Here is a 17,846-nt window from a genome sequence, read left to right as displayed (position 1 = left end):
CCAGTTTCGGTGTTTCTAAAATTACTTTTTTAGGGCTGCTCTACCAATGCGTCCCATTCCATTAATTGCTACTTTCATATTTATTGTATTAATTTATATAAATCTTCTTCAAATTTTTTGTAGGTTTCTTTATACCTATTGTTGCTTAAGATTACCAAATATTCATTGCTGTCGGGTAAATAAATGGCGGAAGTTTTATAGCCCGACCAACTACCATTATGATATATCCATTTGCCTTTACTTTTCGTATTGTAGATGGCAAAACCGTAACCGTACTTTGTAGATACACTATCAATAGAAGTCATTTTCTTCCAACCGTCTTTAGTGATTAAGACATTATTTTTTAATGCTTGTTTCCATTTCTCAAGATCAATAATTGAAGCATAAATTCCTCTGTCTCCAACAATTCCGTTCATCCAATGAATATGTTTATGGTTTTTATCTTTTTCTACCTTTTGGTATTTTTTAGTTCGTTTATTATAGGTGTGTCCCTTGGCTACATTTTGAAAATCTTCTGGACTTTCAGTAAACGAATAAGTTTTCGAGTTTACCATTTCGGAAGGGATAAAAATGTGCTCTTTAATATACTTACTGTATGATTGACCACTTACTTGCTCTATAATGATTGCGAGTAGGACATATCCTGTGTTGTCATAATCATATTTACTACCAGGGTCAAAAACCAAATCTGGCTTCAACTGGGTTAACAACTTCACCACATCTCGATTTGTAGCCATTTTCTTTCGGTTCCAAATCTTCTTATCGTAAAGAAGCTTTTGATAATCAGGAAGCCCTGATTGATGTCTTAGTAAATGTTCTATTGTGATATTCTTATATGGAAATCTCTCTATCAATTCATATACTTTGGTTTCATATTGCAAAAGACCCTTTTCCGCCAACTGAACAATGGCTAAAGCCGTGAATTGCTTAGAAACAGATGCTAATTCAAATAATGAGTTATCATTTAACGGTTTTTTGGTAACAAGGTCTATATAGCCATAGTTACCGGTAAACAAAATTGAATCATTTTTTGAGTAAAGAATATTACCGTTGAAACCTTTGTATACATACTCTAAAGCTAAGCTATCAATGCGTTTGGATATTTGACCATTAACTGCAATGGAAATTAAAGCAAAAACGGCAAGAATCGTATAAGTATTAATTTTTAAATTTCTGCTATTTTTCATGATATATAGTTTTGTTAAAATTTAAAATAGTAATTTTAATGAAGTTATAATTCAATTTCCATATTAGATTTGACAATTCCTTTTCCTCCTGCCATCAAACTTATAATGCTATTATCTTCAACTTTTAAATCCACAATAATTAAACTTGGTGACGGGGTTTCCATATACTCTCCTTGTTGTATTAATAACCGTTCTTTATTTATTTCTAATTTATCAAAGAGATAGCATGCTAAGGGGCCGGCTGCCATACCTGTTCCGGCTTCTTCTATTATACCATATCTTGGCCCAAACATTCTTGCGCTTGCATCTCTTTTAAGATTTTCAGTATTATTCGTAAATACATAAAAACCAATTAAATCAAATTCTTCACTAATTTTATTTATTAAGTCAAATTCGGGAGTAATATTTTTTAATACTTCAGCATCCTTAACGGGAACTATAATAAATGAGTTGCCAGTATTTACTATTTCTATAGAGGTATTTGGTACTAAATCTGAATTTTTAATTTTAAGTGATTCAAGTACTAAATCTTTTTGGTCAGAAACATTTTTATATTTTGGTGCCGTTTGTTGCATAAATGCCAAATCACCATCAAAATTAATTTCTCTTCTTCCATCAATAGTTTCTTTTGAAGATTTTATGGCTCTCACTGATCCTAATTGTCTTAAGTATGAAAAAGTAGCAACAGTAGCATGACCACAATGTGCAATTTGTTTAGTTGGGGTAAAAAAATCTAATTTGAAGTCAGCACTTTTAGAAGTGGACACAAACGCTGTTTCTGATAAGCCAACTTTTCTGGCAATTTCTAACTTATCCTTATTAGATAAATGATCTGCATCTAATACAACACCTGCAGGATTACCTCCCTTGTCGTTATCAACAAATGCGTTAAGGATTTGTACTTTAACTTTATTTTTCTTCATGATTTCTTTTTTTTGATTGAGTAGTTGTGAGTAACTTCCTTTCCAGTTCTTTAATTCTCTCATGTAAAGGCTTGGTCATTTTTTCGATAGCTTCTTCGGTAAAACGTGGTTTGATATGCTGCGGACAATTTACATCCCAGGCTTCAACTGTAAATATAATTGCTCTTTCTAGGTGTGCCTTATAATTTGGATCACCTAATGAAGTTATTAACTCTTTATCATCATATTCCACTTTTGCCGTTCCCCAAATTTTAATGCGTGTACGATTAGGATAATCCATTAAAAAGATAAAAGCCTTGTTGTTTTCACTCAAATTACCTGATGAAATGAATTGTTTATTTCCTCGATAGTCGACAAAGGCCAATTGCTTACTGTTCAGTTTTTCTATAAATCCTTTTGGTCCACCACGATGTTGAATATAAGGTTGTCCATTCGAATTTGATGTGCCAAAATAAAATGAATCCATTTTACTCAAGAAATCTACTAAGGCTGGTGTTACTTCATTTTGCCAACCGCCTGATCGTTCCATTTGTGAATATCCTTGACGTGACCCATATTGCTCTTGTAAAGATTTTACAGCCCGAGTGAACGCAATATCACTGGTGTATTTAAAATTATTAGTGTCCATATCTACTTTATTTTATTTTTAAATTCTTTAGATAATACATGACATTGTTCTTCTAATGCTCTTTTTACTTTCATTGGTTGTGTTTTAAGTATCCTTTAAAGAAGCAACTTCTATTCAAGGCCTTATATCATTATAGCGTTAATACGTCATTTTACAAATCAATATAGATTTTACTAGACTGTACTAACCACATCGCATAGGTTTCATTTGATAATTGGAACCTGCCAAATCGATATCCTCTTTGACAGGTTCCCATTTATGTTGATTGATTATACCATTATTTTGAATGTACAGCAGATTCCCAATAACCCATTGTGTATCGCCGTCTGTTTCTCCAAGCCACCCTCATTTGTGTTTTGTCATTTTGATTGCTTGTATCGTCAAGGAGTTTTGCACTGTGTTGTTTGTTAATAGATTATATGATAATTGTTTTAGGTGTTATTTAATATTGTTTTTTTCTAAAAAATTAAGAATGTACTTAGCGATTTCATCACCTTTTTCTTCTAGGGCAAAATGCCCTGTATTTAACAAATGAAAATCCAGGTTTTTTAAATCTCTTTTATAGGGATAAGCCCCTTCCGCCGGAAAGATATAATCATTCTTGCCCCACACGATCAATGTTGGTGGTTGGTACTCTCTGAAATATGCTTGCCATTTAGGATACAAGGGTACATTGGTTCTGTAGCTGTAAAACATGGCCAATTGAATTTCATTATTTTCTTCGCGTGTTAAATGCTGGAGGTCAATATGCCAGTTATCGGGACTGATCATTAAAGTATCCTGTACACCATGCATATATTGCCATTTTAAACCTGCCGGGGAATGGAAAACCTCTAGGGCTTTTCCGTTCTCTACCGTATTGTTTTTCCAATATTTTTTTATTGGCTTCCAGAAATCACGCAGACCTTCGTCGTATGCATTTCCGTTTTGAACGATCAATGCATCCACTTTTTCAGGATATTTAGCTGCAATTCTATAACCTATAGGTGCTCCATAATCCATTAGGTAAATACTGTAGCGATCTAATTTTAGTTCTTTTAGAAATCCTTCTATGATTGTTGCCATATTATCGAAGGTGTATTCAAAATCTTTCATTTTTGGTTGATCACTTCTTCCAAATCCGGGATAATCAGGTGCTAACACATGATAACGTACAGATAGGTCTGTAATTAATTTGCGAAACATATGTGACGAAGTAGGATAACCATGTAATAAAAGGATGGTTGGTTTACTCACATCACCTGCCTCCCGATAGAAAATATTTAATCCATTGACCTTCAATGTTTTATGAAAGGTTTTGGTAGTGTTAAGCTCCGTTTTCAATACATTCTTAGTAACTGGATTACTCTTAAAGGAAATAAACCCTAGAAACAGTATCGTAATAATTACTAATGTTGATGCTGATTTGATAATTGTTTTCATTTTTATACTTATTTATTGAGTTCTTTTTTAAGTTCTTGTGTTGTGTACACATGACTGGATAAAAAGCGATAGTTAGTTTGTGCTGCTGCGTTTCCATCATATCCGGGAACTATAGCTGATGCTGTTGCGTCTCCCACTACTGCTACTTCAAATCCATTTTCCAATAATTCTCGCAGATGAGATTCAACACATAAGTTGCCAGACATTCCGGCAAGGATTACTTTGTCGATTTTTTGCTTTCTTAATTGTAAGCTCAAATCATTTTGCTCAGGACCAAATACTTTGTGTGGACCAACAACAGTTACGAAATTTTTATTGATATATTTCTTATACTGGTCTAGAAAATCTGCTCCAGAACCTTCAAATCCTTTTGCAGATATTTGATCATCTCTATCAAACATACTTATGTCGTGCATTAATTTTTCTAAAGCCCCTTCAAATTTCCACCTATGATCATGTTTATAATAATAATGAGGAGAGATAAACACCTTAATATTATTCGCCTCGGCTAGTTTAAAAAGTGTTTCTAAGTTTTCAACAGTATTATTTTTTGTCACACTTTCTCCTATAACTCCCCAAGTCACACCTTTGGGACTTAAGAAATCGTTTTGCGGATCGGTAATCACAATTGCAGTTGTTCCATCGATTGTAAACCCTGGATCTGGTAATTGTGCAAGTACACTTGTACTCGTTGTTATTGTTACAATTAGTGTAAGCAATAGTTTTGAAATTTGTGTTCTCATAATTTAAAATATTTAAAGATTAATAATGTGTTTACAATTTTCGCTCTGCAGCAGTAATCTTTATGTCATTGGCACTCATATCGCGCACTTCCATTAGGCCGTCTTTATTAAACTGCCAATGTTCATTTCCATGTGTTCTATACCACTGTTGCGTAGTCTCATCTAACCATTCATATTCGAATCGAACTGATATTTTATTATCAGTAAATGACCATAAATGTTTTTTTAGTTTATATTGTTGTTCTTTATCCCATTTTTTAGTTAAGAATTTTACAATGGAATCTCTACCGATAAAAAACTCATCTCTGTTACGCCATTGCGAATCTTTCGAATAAGCTAGGAATACCTTTTCAGGATTCTTACTATTCCAAGCATCTTCTGCTAGTTGTACCTTAGCTTTAGCCGTTTCCTTTGTAAATGGAGGTGTTAAATTTTTCATTTCTATTAATTTTAGTACAGACAAGTCTGTATTTATTAATCAAAATTTTAGTCGTATTATGATAACAACTTTACGCATGATCTTTTGGCTGTTTCAATAGGCCAAGAATTTTTTTGTATTTGCGAAAGTATTATGGCTCCTTCAATTAATATTAAAACCTCATCACCCAACTGCTGCGCTTGTTCTTGTGAATATTGATTTTCTTGAGCTAAAAGGTCATGTATCCAGCTGCGGAGTTCATTTTTATGATAAATAGCTTGATCTTTTATTTTCTGCTGTCCTTCAGGCAAGTCAACAATAATATTCTGCCAACCACAGCCTCTAAAATGAACTTCAGTAAGCCATTCCACTAAGTAGTCAAAGCAACCAATTACCTTACCCTTAGGTGTATTTTGCTTTGCCACACAGTCATTCAATTTTCCCATCCACATAGTATGTCTTCTTACCAAGTAAGCCACTGCTATATCTTCTTTCGATCTAAAATAACGATACATACTATCTTTAGAGGCATTCGCTTCTTTCAAAATCTTATTTATTCCCGTTTGGTTATAGCCCTCAAAATAGAATAAATGCGATGCAGCTTCAATAATTCTTTCTTTTACTCCTACTTTTTTCATGAGACAAACTTATAAAAAAAAATTAAAGAACAGACAAGTCTGTTCTGTTTTAACATTTATTTAGTATTATTAATAATACACTAGAGCTAAATAGGTGAGTAAATTTATTTGTAAAAATGCTCATCGAATTACTGATCCCCCTTTACTCTCTCTCCTTCAAAAACTTATTCGGCATGATTAACAAATATGAAATGTTTACTCCCGAACCTAAATCTTACTATCAAAAAAGATAATAATTCACTATAAATCAGCGTAAATAAAATGATTAGTGAGGTGTCAGTAGTAGAAAAAAAGAAGTGACACCGTGAGAGCCACTTCTTTTTTGATATCATTTGAATTCAAACGAGTACAAACTATACCAAAAAACATTGTGAACACAGTCTAAGCACTTTATTTACAAACAGAAAGCCCACAAATAATTTTATTTGTAGGCTTTTGTTGCTATTTGATAGCGTTTTCAGCGGAGAAAGAGGGATTCGAACCCCCGGAGGTGTGACCCTCAACAGTTTTCAAGACTGCCGCATTCGACCACTCTGCCATTTCTCCTAATGCGGCTGCAAATATAAAAAGCTTTTTCTATTCTATAAAGAGTTTATTGCTTTTTTATTATCCCTTTTATACTTTCTTCTTAAACTTATAGCGTACCACATAATTCCACAGCTTAAAAAAACATAATTGTCGGTAAATGTTCTACTAATTACGACGAAATGCAGTTTTTAAACTTTATTTTTGATGTATTTTCCTACAAATTAATGAAAACCTATGAAATTTTGCTAGTACGACATTACAAACAATTGCTCAAATTTGTTATAACGAATAACTCTAAATCTTACTCTTATGAAAAAAGCCACTACCTACAAGGCAATCATTGGATCTATTATTACATTATTTTGTTGTAACGTAATAATTGCCCAAAGTGAAATTACGGATGGAGCAACCAGTCCCAATAACTATGAAAAATTAAAAGCCCTAGGTTTTAATGATCTAGAGATTTATGAAGATTTGGGCAACGCTAATTTTTTGACCCAAAATTATGACAAGGCCATCTTTTGGTACGATAAACTTATGAGTTCAAGTGTCAATGGTTCTTTAAATTCTGGTTGTCAAGAACGTTATCAGTATTCATTAAAACAATTAAATAGTAAAACAGCTTTAAGCCCTAGTGAACAAAAAGATTGGGAGGCTATTGTAAAGGCAGATTACTTGCTTAAAAAGAAGTATTTAAAAAAAGATTATGATAATTCTTCGGAAGATAGATTTAAAGAACTTGTTTTTGAGCCAGCAAATGCACAATTCTCTATAGAGGAAAAAGAGCCTAAGGAAATCCTTTCGTTTATTGGAAAAAACAAAGAAAATTCTAAAGAATACGATGCACCAATCACTTTGACTGCGAATGGAAAAACAGCATACTTCAGCAAAACTGATTATGTAAAGCCTATGTACGGTATGTTTTCCAAAAAGGAATTGGTACACAAAATATACAAAGCTGAAAAGGTTGATGGAGTATGGACCAATTTTGAGAAGGTTGCAGTATGCCCCAAGAACTCTTCTGCCAAACACCCAGCTGTGTCGGCCGATGGAAAGCGTTTGTTTTTTGCATCAAACATGCCAGGAAGCTTTGGTGAATATGATATTTATGTTGCCGATCTATACAAGAATGGAAAGGTTGGGGTTTCTAAAAACCTGGGACAAAAAGTTAACACAAAGAAAAACGACCTCTATCCAAGTTTAGTTGATGGAAGCACCTTGTTTTTTGCTTCTGAAGGAAGAAAAGGTCATGGAGGTTTAGATATTTATATGACACAAGTAGGTCAAAACAGGGTTGACCTGGCTATGAATATGGGAAGTCCTATAAACAGTAAAAAAGATGATTTTTCAATCTCCTTTAAGAATGATAAAGGAGGTTTTGTAATGTCTAACCGAGGTGGTGATTCTGATCTTCAACGGGTTGCATTCACATCTAGCGATAGATTGGATACTGATACCCAAGAGCAAGGAAAATACAATTCCATGGAGGCTATTCGTAAAAGTTGGAAAGTTGATTATTCCACCTCGGTTTACGAAGATGAATAATTTACATGTCCTTTTCTAATAAAATGCAGGGACCCCCTGTTTTTATTGACTAAACGAGAACATTTTTTTATTCCAGTACTTAGGCCACATACATAAAACTGTATGTGGCCTAAGTACTTTTATAGGAAAAGGATTACAAATATTACTTGTATTTCATCGAAAAAGTTTAATATAATTCCCAATTTTATTAAAATTTGAATAAGTTTATTACTGATTTATATATAGTTATAGTATTAAAACCCCCAAACTTATGATTAGAAAACTACTTCTTAACCGCAACGCTGACCATGATTTTCATGGTAAACAAAGCTTTAATTTGAAAACAGAACCGCTTCAGCCTTCTTGGGCAGAGGTCATCAAAAGCTGAAATTCTTGAGCTAGGGTTTAGAACTCTATTGATAAAGAATTCATTTTTCATTTTCTTCTTAATAGTTAAAGGCTCAAAAATCAACTATATGGAATTGGCTATACTTTGGTCGTTTCATTGTATTTGGTTTTCCATTAAGTAGGAGTGAAAGATTACCTTCTTTTATACATAGGGCTTTTTGGATACCTATTTAAGAAATTCATGCCAAAGATTTAATTCATTAAAGATTTTATTTATAACCATGGATAGTTCCACCTTTAAAGATCGGAATGTCCTAAATCCCCCAATAGTTATGAAATCTAATATTTTAAAAATTATCGTGATTGATGACGACCCGGTAAGCAATTATAGATACACGGAATATTTTGAGGAAACCAAGAACTATTCCCTTATGGATATTTACGCTTCAGTAAATGATGCTCTTGACAGTTACAATAAGATTAAACCAGATATTATAGTCTCGGAAGTTTCTTTGCCTGTTGTATCTGGTATTGCCGGTATACAAATGTTTAAGCAAAGGGATCCCAATGTAAAAGTTGTGATGATGAGTGAAGATTCCGATTCCAAATCAATAAAAAAAGCCTTTTCAAGTGGTTGCGACGGATATGTGTCCAAACCGCTTAGTGCAGAGAGGTTTTTCCATGCATTGGATTCCGTAAGATTGGATGGTGCGGTGATCACCAATGATATTGCCAAAAAGGTTATGTCCATGTTTCAACAAAAATCATATGACATTTTTTCAAAAAGGGAAAACCAAATTATAGAACACCTAAGTAAGGGTGCAACCTATAAAACTATAGCGGACAGGTTATTCATAACCACGAGTGCTGTAAATTTTCATATTCAGAATATATATTTAAAACTGAATGTTAATTCCAAGTCTGAAGCACTTTTAAAGCTACAGGAGATTCAATAAAGCAAAAGAATAACTTATAGAAGAAAAGATACTTTAATTATAGAAATTATTTTTTTAATTCCAGGGTGATTGTTGGTACCTGTCTATCATAAATGGTAGATGGGTACTTTTTTGCTTTAAGTTTTAATTTATTATTCATTCCTTTTAATCTTTTGCCCGTATTTTTGTGCCATGGACGAATGGTACCATTATATCCTACTCATTGTTACTGGTTTTGCGGTTGGTTTTATAAACACTATAGCTGGTGGGGGCTCTTTACTATCTCTTCCTGTGCTTATTTTTTTGGGGTTACCGCCAAGCGTGGCCAATGGCACCAATAGAGTGGCTATTATAATACAGACTGCCTTGGCAACAACAGGTTTTAAAAGCAAAGGAGTTTCCACATTTCCTTTTAATATGTATTTGGGGATCTCGGCTTTATTGGGTGCTGTTGTTGGGGCTACTATTGCAGTGGATATTAGTGGAGCGGTCTTCAATAAGATTTTGGCCATAATTATGGTAACCGTAGTGTTCATTATTCTATTTATGCCCAAAATAAATGTTACTGATTTGCAAGAAAGAGTAACGGGAAAATATTTATGGTTGGGTATTCTTGCTTTTTTCTTTTTTGGTATTTATGGTGGGTTCATCAATGCTGGGCTCGGATTTATAATTATCTTATTTTTACACTATGTTAACCATATGACCTTGGTGAGGGCCAATGCCACAAAAGTTGCAGTGGTTTGTATCTATACGCTATCCGCCTTGGCGGTATTTGTTTTAAATGATAAGGTGAATTGGAAAATTGGATTGATACTTGCCATAGGTAACGGTACCGGAGCATGGGTATCCAGTAGGATTTCAGTAAAAAAAGGAGATGGTTTTATAAAAACTTTTTTGATTATTATGGTAGTTGTAATGGCTATTAAATTATGGTTTTTTAATTGATAGGAATGATTGATAGTATTAAAGATTTGGAGTGGCGGTATGCGGTTAAGAAATTTGATTCGAAAAAGGAATTACCGGCATCCAAAATAGAAAAATTAAAAGAAGCATTTAACCTTACTGCTACTTCATATGGTCTCCAGCCTATACGGTTGGTTGTGTTGCAAAATAAAGGGTTACAAAAGGAACTTGTAGCCAGTTCTTTTGACCAAGCTCAGGTGTACCAAGCCTCACATGTATTAATTATTTGTATAGAAGAGAAGATTGATAAAAACTACATTATCAACTATTTTGAAAGGGTGAAAGAAGTCAGGGGTACAAGTGATGAAATATTGGATCCATTTAAGGAAAGAATGATTGAAAGTTTTTCAAGTCAAAGCCCGAAGGAAATTAGGGAATGGGCCGTTAATCAGGCTCATTTGGCAATGGGTAATCTATTAACCATCTGCGCCATTGAAAGAATAGATGCATGCCCAATGGCCGGTTTTGTACCTTCTGCCTATGATGAATTACTTGGTTTAAGAAATAAAGGACTACAATCTGTATTGGTAATGCCAGTTGGTTATAGAGCGCCCGATGATATGTTTTCAGAATTTAAAAAAGTTCGAAAAGATATAAATGATAGTGTAATAGAAATTTCATAGAAGAAGAATATTTATGCCCGGATTTGAACTTTTTGGAGATAGTGAAAAAAAACAAGTACAAGATGTGTTGGATTCTGGCGTATTAATGCGCTATGGATTTGATGGAATGAGAAATGGACACTGGAAAGCTTTGGAATTGGAAAAAGCAATATCCAAGCGTATGCAAGTGGAACATACCCAATTGGTAAGCAGTGGTACTGCTGCCTTGACAATTGCAATGGCGAGTGCTGGAGTGGGCGCAGGGGATGAGGTTATTTTGCCCACTTTTACCTTTGTTGCCAGTTTTGAAGCTGTTTTGGCTTTGGGGGCCATTCCTATTTTAGTGGATGTGGATGATACTCTTACTTTGAACCCAGCAGCTGTTGAAAAAGCTATAAATAAAAAGACCAAGGTAGTGATGCCCGTCCATATGTGTGGTTCCATGGCACATTTGGAAGCCCTAAAAGCAATTTGTGCCAAGCACAACGTATTGTTGTTAGAAGATGCATGCCAAGCAATTGGAGGCAGTTATAAAGGGAAACCTTTGGGAAGTTTTGGAGATTTGGGTTGCTTTTCTTTTGATTATGTAAAGACCATTACGTGTGGTGAAGGTGGGGCAGTAATTACCAATAATTCAATATTCCATAAAAATGCTGACCATTATTCTGATCATGGACATGATCATGTTGGAAATAATAGGGGAGCAGAGGATCATCCCTTTTTGGGATATAACTATCGCATTTCTGAGCTTAATGCGGCCGTGGGAGTTGCACAAATCGGACGATTGGACGAGTTTTTAAAAATTCAAGAAAAACATTATACTATTTTAAAAAATGCTTTAAGTAGTATTCATGGAATTAGTTTCAGGGCAGTTCCAGAAGGAGGGGTTGAAAATTATTCCTTTTTAAGTTTCTTTATGCCTACGGAAGAATTGGCAAAAAAGGCGTCAGTAGAATTGGCCCATGCTGGTTTGGATGCTTGTTTCTATTGGTATGATAATAATTGGCACTATTACAAAAAATGGTCACATTTAACCAATCTAACCTCTCTGGGTAAATTACCGAAAGAAGTATACGAACAATTGCCTGATTACACTAAATCTGATTTCTCACTGTCTGACCATTGGGTGGGCAGAAATATTTCTTGCTTGATAAAATTGGGATGGACCAAAGAAGAAGTAAAGGAGCGGGCCATGAAAATGGCCATTGTATTAAAGAATATAATTTAGTTTGTTAGTAAGGAACGTATTCTACAATCTCCAAACCATAACCAACCATACCTACACGTTTAGTTTGTGCAGAGTTGGTCAATAATCTCATTTTGTTGATGTTGAGGTCATGTAAAATCTGAGCTCCAATACCAAAATCCTTGGTATCCATTTCTATTTTTGGAGCTTTTAATTCATTGTTGCTTTGTAGTTCTTTTAGTTGGGACAAACGGTTCAATAAATCTAATGACTGGGAATCTTGGTTTATAAACACAAAAGCACCTTTCTCTTCTTTGTTAATGGCATTGAACATATCTTCCAGCTTTTGATCAGGGTTGTTGGTCAATGTGCCCAGTATGTCATTGTTAATTAAGGTGGAATTTATTCTTGTAAGCACTTTTTCATCTTTTCCCCAGTTGCCTTTTGTCAATGCAATATGCACATGATTGTTGGTAGTTTGTTTGTAAGCTCGCAGCCTAAATTCTCCAAAACGGGTCTTAATATTGAAATCATTGGCTTTTTCGATAAGGCTATCGTGTTCCATTCTATAGGCAACCAATGATTCTATGGAAACTATTTTTAAATCAAATTTTTTGGCAACTTCTACTAATTGCGGCAATCTGGCCATAGAGCCATCTTCGTTCATAATCTCGACTATGACACCAGCCGGTTTTAATCCAGCCAAACGGGCAAAGTCAATGGCAGCTTCAGTATGGCCCGTTCTGCGCAAAACACCCCCTTCTTTTGCCACTAATGGAAAAATATGCCCTGGTCTAGCTAAATCATGTGATTTAGTTTTGGAATCAGTCAAGGCGACTATTGTTTTTGCCCTATCCGAAGCTGATATTCCTGTTGTGACACCATTTCCCCTAAGATCAACAGAAACCGTAAAAGCGGTCTCCAAGGCATCCGTATTATGACTTACCATCATATGGAGCCCCAAGGATGTACATCTACTTTCAGTAAGGGGAGCACATATTAACCCTTTTCCATGAGAGGCCATAAAATTCACCATCTCAGGAGTTGCCAATTCGGCAGCCGCTACAAAATCCCCCTCATTCTCCCTATTTTCATCATCAACTACAATTATGACCTTGCCATTTCTAATATCAGAGATGGCTTCTTCTATTGTATTGAGCTGAATATTTTTTTCCATTGTCACACTCATATCGTAGCTTCTTCTTTTTCTTTCTTTTTGAACAGATTTTTAATAGAATCTATAATACTGCCAAAACTTGTAAGTCCTCTATCTGCCGTCGCCCTTTTGGTTAAAATAACACCCAAAGGTAACATTATTAATGTAGAAACCCATGCGCCCAACATTGGGTGTATAGCTCCTTCCTTTGCATAATTTCCAGCAAAAACGCCAATGAAGTAATAGGTCAGGAACAAAATAATGGCAATGACCATGGGTAATCCCAAGCCTCCTTTTCTAATAATAGCACCTAAGGGGGCACCCACAAAAAAGAGAATAATACATGAGAAGGCCAATGCATACTTTTTGTGAAGGGATAAAATGTGGAGGTTATAAATTTTATAACGCCTATCGATATCTTCTTTTCTTCCGGATATGGAGTTTAGAATGTTGGTAGTAGAATTTTTGGCCTGAGTCAATAATTGTTCTTGCTGCCACTCTTTAACCAACCCTATGATGTCTTGAAGGGAATCCACAGATTTTTTATTGTTCTCGCTAAATGACTTGGCGTTAGCTTTTTTAAGGCTATCTACTGTAGAAACTTTCTTTTTCTTTAGTGAGTCTGGAGTATTGGGAATAAAAGCTCCCATTCTGTTGGTAATGTTTTTGGAAAAAGCCGTAATGGTTTTGTGGTTGTCCTTTTTTATGGAATCTATATCTTTCGATAAACGAGAGATGTTTTTCATTTTGTCCGTGCTCACATTTCCCTCTTCCTCCAAATCCACATTGTTAAAATCGGACAAATCAATATTTATAGTATACGTTTCAAAGTTGGATTTGGCAAAGGGATAAAGCGCATCATTGCTTTTACTTTTTCCATCAGATTTTACTTCTTCATAATAATGTCCATCCTTTAGAATAAGTTGAAGAATATCTGAATCCTCACTACTTGCCAATTCTCCTGTTTTTGCTTTAATAACCGTATTATTAACGTTGACCTTATTTTTTTTATGAATAATGACGTCTTCCAAGAAACGGTCATTGTCCCCATATTTTCGGCTGACCTTAATATTTGTTCCTTCCCCGGTACCTTCAAAATCACTAAAAACCCCTTCCGCAATGGCAACTGCCGGTTTTACTTTAGCAATATTCTTTCTTAGGTTGTATATCTTTTGTTCCGATGCTGGAATAACGCTATTTGCAAAAAAGAAAGTAACACCACCTAAAAAGACTACGAAAACAATTAGGCTTAACATGGCCCTCTGCAAGGAAATTCCTGATGCCTTCATTGCCGCAAACTCGTAGTTTTCGGCAAAAGTCCCAAACGTCAATATGGAGGAGAGAAGAACAGTAAGTGGTAAAACCTTTTCTGTTAGGTTGGGCATTAAATAAAATATGAACTTACCAATAATAACAATGTCCAAACCTTTTCCGGCCAAGTCGTCAATAAAAAGCCAAATCGTTTGAAATATGAAGATAAACATCAATATAACAAACGAACTGAAAAAATTAAATAGGAACCTATGTAGTATATATCGGTCTAGAATTCGCAATGGCTAACTTCTTATGATGTAGTACCCTTCATCTTTATACTTATTCTCATCAAAAGTAAACAAGGTTTTTGACAATGCTTGGTCAGTTTTAAAAGAATTAACAGTAATGGTTGTTTTGGTGCCATTACTACCAGTCTCTATAAGTTTGTGAATATGTTTTGTTTCAACATCAATGCCCAATAAAATAGACTTTATTTCTGAATTGGTATCAATCGGCGTTAATTTTACAAATTGAATTTTCCTTCCTTGAACATTTTGAAGAATATCCCATGCATAGGTATGCCCTTGCTTGTAAAAAGTGAGCATTTTTGAAGGAGTTATTGTGTTGTCATCTTCTGATTTATTCTCAATGGTAACTTCTTCGTTTTCTGGAACAACAGTGTAAACTTTATTGCCATCGTACATCTGTAGTGAGCCCATATAATTAAAAAGATATTTGTCTCCCTCCATTGTGACATCACCTCTGGTTTCATGGTTTATATTGGCTTCCTCATTATTAAGGCTATGCTTAAAATTAATATAAATATTATCGTAGCTCTTTACTTTGTTGTATACCTCATCCAACAAGGCTTTTGCTTTTGAGGAGTTTTGAGCATTTATAGATATAGAGGTGATTAAAAGTGTTGTAAAAAGAAATAATTGTTTCATCTATTTTTTAATTTATTTCATTGTTCAGTAATTGATCTAAGGCATACATGTCTGGAACTAATACTTGCCGGGCTTTACTGCCTTCAAAAGGGCCTACTATTCCAGCAGCTTCCAATTGGTCAATAATTCTACCTGCTCTGTTGTAACCCAATTTTAGCTTTCTCTGTATTAAAGAAGCAGAGCCTTGCTGTGCTATTACAATAACTTCAGCCGCTTCCCTAAACATGGCATCCCTGTCTGATATATTATTATCAAGACTTGTGCCAGAATCTTCACCTACATACTCTGGTAATAAATGTGCATCTGCGTAGGCACGTTGGGCGCCAATATAAGCAGTTATTTTGTCCACTTCTGGGGTGTCCACAAAAGCACACTGTATTCGAGTTATGTCATTTCCTTGTGTAAAAAGCATATCTCCACGACCAATTAATTGGTCGGCTCCTTGAGAGTCCAAAATGGTTCTGGAATCTATCTTTGATGTTACCCTAAAAGCAATTCTGGCCGGAAAATTTGCCTTTATTAGGCCAGTAATTACGTTAACGGATGGTCTTTGGGTCGCTATTATCAAATGAATTCCAATGGCACGTGCCAATTGTGCCAGTCTGGCAACAGGAGTTTCCACTTCTTTACCAGCAGTCATAATTAAATCTGCGAACTCATCAATGACCAAAACAATGTAGGGCAAAAACTTGTGCCCATCATTTGGGTTTAACTTCCGTGCCCTGAACTTGGTATTATATTCTTTTAGGTTTCGAACCATAGCTAATTTCAACAATTCGTACCTATTATCCATTTCAATACAAAGTGAATTGAGGGTGTGTATTACTTTGGTATTGTCGGTTATAATGGCCTCTTCTGAATCTGGTAACTTGGCCAAAAAATGACGCTCTATTTTGTTGTAGAGAGTTAATTCCACTTTTTTGGGATCTACCAAAATAAACTTAACTTCTGCGGGATGTTTTTTATACAGTAGGGATGTTAATACAGCATTGAGCCCAACCGATTTACCCTGTCCGGTTGCACCGGCCATAAGCAAGTGAGGCATCTTTGCCAAGTCTACCACAAAGGTTTCATTGCTAATTGTTTTTCCAAATGCAATGGGCAATTCCATTGTTGAATTTTGAAACTTTTTAGAAGCGATGACCGACCGCATTGATACGGTAGATGGTTTTTTGTTCGGAACTTCTATACCTATGGTTCCTTTACCTGGGATTGGGGCAATTATCCTAATACCCAATGCCGCTAGGGAAAGGGCAATATCATCTTCAAGATTTTTAATTTTGGAAATACGCACCCCGGCTTCTGGAACAATTTCATACAAGGTCACGGTTGGCCCTATGGTTGCCTTAATTTGGGCGATTCCTATTTTATAATTCTTAAGCGTGTCAACAATCTTATTCTTATTCTCTTCTAGTTCATCTTGGTCAATGGTAATGCCTGTACCGGCACCATGTTGTTCCAATAAATCCAATGTTGGGAATTTATAATTGCCCAATTCCAAAGTAGGGTCAAATTCGCCATAATCGGCAACCAATTTATCTGCAATGTTTTTTGTCTCCTCTTTTTCTGTAGTGACTTTTTCCACCTTCATTTCTAGCTTTTCCTCTTCAATCACCTCTTCTTCGATAACTTTTATTTCAAAGTCATCTTTTGGTTCTTTTTTGAGTTTGGGAATATTCTCTTTGTGTGTGTAGGTGTCAAGAATTACCGGGGTCGAGTCTTCTTTTTTAAATACAACACCATTTTCTTCATCAGGTTCATCCGTATTAAATTCCGATACTACCGTTTTTCTCTGTTCCTTGAAATAATTAACAATTCCATCGGGCGTAAATTTGAACAAGCGAACCAAAATGATCATCAACCCAAACATAAGAAGTAGAAGGACACCTATTCTTCCAGTGTAATCCTGTAAAAAATCATTCATTTCATAACCAATTAGACCTCCCATAAGAGGTCTGGTAATTGCAAAGAAACCTAAAGCTATGGATATCCAAATTACAAATACAATCCCCCAAATCCATTTGCTCAGCAACCCCTTTTTGTCTAACCCTAAAAACATGTAAAGCCCTGTTATACAGACTAAAAAGGGAAATATGAAAGAGGAAAGCCCAAAACCTTGGTACATAAAAAAATGTCCAACGCTGGCCCCGAATTTATTTAATAGATTTTTGGCTTCTTGGTTCCTATTGGCAAATTCTGACAATAAACTTTGGTCATCTTGCCAAGTAAAGTAGAAGGAAACAAAGGAAAAGAACATAGCAATGCTAAGAAGAATAAGAAGGCTTCCTAGGATAATCTTGTTTTGCTTGGACAGTTTAAAAGAAAAGCCTTTTTTAGTGGGTTTGGATTTTGGCTTTGACTTTGTTCTTTTCTTTGCCATTAAGTGTTAATTGTTTGGGACTAAATTACAAATTTACAATCTAAGCTTTGGTTATGTGCTT

At 35.0% G+C, this 17,846-nt stretch carries 16 protein-coding genes and 1 tRNA gene; 5 read left to right on the top strand and 12 right to left on the bottom strand.

The genetic code is table 11. From position 1 onward, the window contains the following. Positions 1-80: 80 nt before the first annotated feature. The 8 genes from GGR42_RS02875 to GGR42_RS02840 form a co-directional block, all read right to left on the bottom strand. On the bottom strand, positions 81-1,187 hold the full coding sequence (locus GGR42_RS02875; protein ID WP_167960660.1) for a serine hydrolase domain-containing protein: 1,107 nt from the start codon (positions 1,185-1,187) through the stop codon (positions 81-83). A 44-nt stretch (positions 1,188-1,231) separates the two neighbouring features. Then, the gene (locus tag GGR42_RS02870) at positions 1,232-2,110 is read right to left on the bottom strand and encodes a PhzF family phenazine biosynthesis protein (RefSeq protein ID WP_167960658.1); all 879 of its coding nucleotides are present in this window, start codon (positions 2,108-2,110) and stop codon (positions 1,232-1,234) included. Next, positions 2,097-2,738 (bottom strand): pyridoxamine 5'-phosphate oxidase family protein, encoded by a 642-nt coding sequence (locus tag GGR42_RS02865; protein ID WP_167960656.1) that lies wholly within the window; start codon positions 2,736-2,738, stop codon positions 2,097-2,099. Before GGR42_RS02865 ends, GGR42_RS02870 begins: the two co-directional genes overlap by 14 nt. Positions 2,739-3,176: 438 nt before the next feature. Beyond that, the gene (locus tag GGR42_RS02860; RefSeq protein WP_167960654.1) at positions 3,177-4,160 is read right to left on the bottom strand and encodes an alpha/beta fold hydrolase; all 984 of its coding nucleotides are present in this window, start codon (positions 4,158-4,160) and stop codon (positions 3,177-3,179) included. Positions 4,161-4,168: 8 nt separating this feature from the next. Then, positions 4,169-4,903, bottom strand: coding sequence for a cysteine hydrolase (locus GGR42_RS02855; protein WP_209023918.1), 735 nt, complete (start codon positions 4,901-4,903; stop codon positions 4,169-4,171). Positions 4,904-4,934: 31 nt separating this feature from the next. Beyond that, a complete protein-coding gene (locus GGR42_RS02850) occupies positions 4,935-5,342 on the bottom strand; it encodes a nuclear transport factor 2 family protein (RefSeq protein WP_167960652.1) in 408 nt (135 codons plus the stop codon). Positions 5,343-5,398: 56 nt separating this feature from the next. Further along, on the bottom strand, positions 5,399-5,959 hold the full coding sequence (locus GGR42_RS02845; protein ID WP_167960650.1) for a TetR/AcrR family transcriptional regulator: 561 nt from the start codon (positions 5,957-5,959) through the stop codon (positions 5,399-5,401). Between the two features lie 461 nt (positions 5,960-6,420). Then, positions 6,421-6,505 (bottom strand) — tRNA-Ser (locus GGR42_RS02840). A 291-nt stretch (positions 6,506-6,796) separates the two neighbouring features. Between GGR42_RS02840 and GGR42_RS02835 the strand changes: the two genes are divergently transcribed. The 5 genes from GGR42_RS02835 to GGR42_RS02815 all read left to right on the top strand — a co-directional run bounded on the left by GGR42_RS02835 (position 6,797) and on the right by GGR42_RS02815 (position 12,090). Continuing rightward, a complete protein-coding gene (locus GGR42_RS02835; protein ID WP_167960648.1) occupies positions 6,797-8,032 on the top strand; it encodes a TolB family protein in 1,236 nt (411 codons plus the stop codon). Positions 8,033-8,691: 659 nt separating this feature from the next. Beyond that, the gene (locus GGR42_RS02830) at positions 8,692-9,315 is read left to right on the top strand and encodes a response regulator transcription factor (RefSeq protein ID WP_167960646.1); all 624 of its coding nucleotides are present in this window, start codon (positions 8,692-8,694) and stop codon (positions 9,313-9,315) included. A gap of 171 nt (positions 9,316-9,486) precedes the next feature. Further along, positions 9,487-10,242, top strand: a complete 756-nt coding sequence (locus tag GGR42_RS02825; protein WP_167960644.1) for a sulfite exporter TauE/SafE family protein — start codon at positions 9,487-9,489, stop codon at positions 10,240-10,242. Positions 10,243-10,247: 5 nt separating this feature from the next. Further along, positions 10,248-10,883, top strand: coding sequence for a nitroreductase family protein (locus GGR42_RS02820; protein ID WP_167960642.1), 636 nt, complete (start codon positions 10,248-10,250; stop codon positions 10,881-10,883). A gap of 13 nt (positions 10,884-10,896) precedes the next feature. Next, positions 10,897-12,090 carry a DegT/DnrJ/EryC1/StrS family aminotransferase gene (locus GGR42_RS02815; RefSeq protein WP_167960640.1) on the top strand — a complete coding sequence of 398 codons (1,194 nt, stop codon included), beginning with the start codon at positions 10,897-10,899 and terminating at the stop codon, positions 12,088-12,090. A gap of 4 nt (positions 12,091-12,094) precedes the next feature. On the opposite strand, the gene ribB is transcribed toward GGR42_RS02815, so the two are convergent. From ribB to GGR42_RS02795, 4 genes are all read right to left on the bottom strand, one after another. Then, on the bottom strand, positions 12,095-13,237 hold the full coding sequence (gene ribB, locus GGR42_RS02810; protein ID WP_245201380.1) for a 3,4-dihydroxy-2-butanone-4-phosphate synthase: 1,143 nt from the start codon (positions 13,235-13,237) through the stop codon (positions 12,095-12,097). Beyond that, on the bottom strand, positions 13,234-14,688 hold the full coding sequence (locus GGR42_RS02805; RefSeq protein WP_245201379.1) for an LptF/LptG family permease: 1,455 nt from the start codon (positions 14,686-14,688) through the stop codon (positions 13,234-13,236). Before GGR42_RS02805 ends, ribB begins: the two co-directional genes overlap by 4 nt. A 72-nt stretch (positions 14,689-14,760) precedes the next feature. Continuing rightward, the gene (locus tag GGR42_RS02800) at positions 14,761-15,405 is read right to left on the bottom strand and encodes a LolA family protein (protein WP_167960636.1); all 645 of its coding nucleotides are present in this window, start codon (positions 15,403-15,405) and stop codon (positions 14,761-14,763) included. 7 nt (positions 15,406-15,412) lie between these two features. Beyond that, positions 15,413-17,785, bottom strand: a complete 2,373-nt coding sequence (locus tag GGR42_RS02795; RefSeq protein ID WP_167960634.1) for an FtsK/SpoIIIE family DNA translocase — start codon at positions 17,783-17,785, stop codon at positions 15,413-15,415. Positions 17,786-17,846 lie beyond the last annotated feature (61 nt).

Source organism: Saonia flava (genome assembly GCF_011927795.1).
Lineage (GTDB): Bacteria > Bacteroidota > Bacteroidia > Flavobacteriales > Flavobacteriaceae > Saonia > Saonia flava.
This window is presented reverse-complemented; position numbering and strand designations above follow the sequence as displayed.

Excerpts from the sequence above, each read along its gene's own strand:
- GGR42_RS02875 (WP_167960660.1), bottom strand. The coding sequence starts at position 1,187 with ATGAAAAATAGCAGAAATTTAAAAATTAATACTTATACGATTCTTGCC.
- GGR42_RS02865 (WP_167960656.1), bottom strand. The coding sequence starts at position 2,738 with ATGGACACTAATAATTTTAAATACACCAGTGATATTGCGTTCACTCGG.
- GGR42_RS02820 (WP_167960642.1), top strand. The coding sequence starts at position 10,248 with ATGATTGATAGTATTAAAGATTTGGAGTGGCGGTATGCGGTTAAGAAA.
- GGR42_RS02805 (WP_245201379.1), bottom strand. The coding sequence starts at position 14,688 with ATGTTTATCTTCATATTTCAAACGATTTGGCTTTTTATTGACGACTTG.
- GGR42_RS02825 (WP_167960644.1), top strand. The coding sequence starts at position 9,487 with ATGGACGAATGGTACCATTATATCCTACTCATTGTTACTGGTTTTGCG.
- GGR42_RS02860 (WP_167960654.1), bottom strand. The coding sequence starts at position 4,160 with ATGAAAACAATTATCAAATCAGCATCAACATTAGTAATTATTACGATA.
- GGR42_RS02800 (WP_167960636.1), bottom strand. The coding sequence starts at position 15,405 with ATGAAACAATTATTTCTTTTTACAACACTTTTAATCACCTCTATATCT.
- GGR42_RS02850 (WP_167960652.1), bottom strand. The coding sequence starts at position 5,342 with ATGAAAAATTTAACACCTCCATTTACAAAGGAAACGGCTAAAGCTAAG.
- GGR42_RS02795 (WP_167960634.1), bottom strand. The coding sequence starts at position 17,785 with ATGGCAAAGAAAAGAACAAAGTCAAAGCCAAAATCCAAACCCACTAAA.
- GGR42_RS02815 (WP_167960640.1), top strand. The coding sequence starts at position 10,897 with ATGCCCGGATTTGAACTTTTTGGAGATAGTGAAAAAAAACAAGTACAA.
- ribB (WP_245201380.1), bottom strand. The coding sequence starts at position 13,237 with ATGAGTGTGACAATGGAAAAAAATATTCAGCTCAATACAATAGAAGAA.
- GGR42_RS02855 (WP_209023918.1), bottom strand. The coding sequence starts at position 4,903 with ATGAGAACACAAATTTCAAAACTATTGCTTACACTAATTGTAACAATA.
- GGR42_RS02845 (WP_167960650.1), bottom strand. The coding sequence starts at position 5,959 with ATGAAAAAAGTAGGAGTAAAAGAAAGAATTATTGAAGCTGCATCGCAT.
- GGR42_RS02835 (WP_167960648.1), top strand. The coding sequence starts at position 6,797 with ATGAAAAAAGCCACTACCTACAAGGCAATCATTGGATCTATTATTACA.
- GGR42_RS02870 (WP_167960658.1), bottom strand. The coding sequence starts at position 2,110 with ATGAAGAAAAATAAAGTTAAAGTACAAATCCTTAACGCATTTGTTGAT.
- GGR42_RS02830 (WP_167960646.1), top strand. The coding sequence starts at position 8,692 with ATGAAATCTAATATTTTAAAAATTATCGTGATTGATGACGACCCGGTA.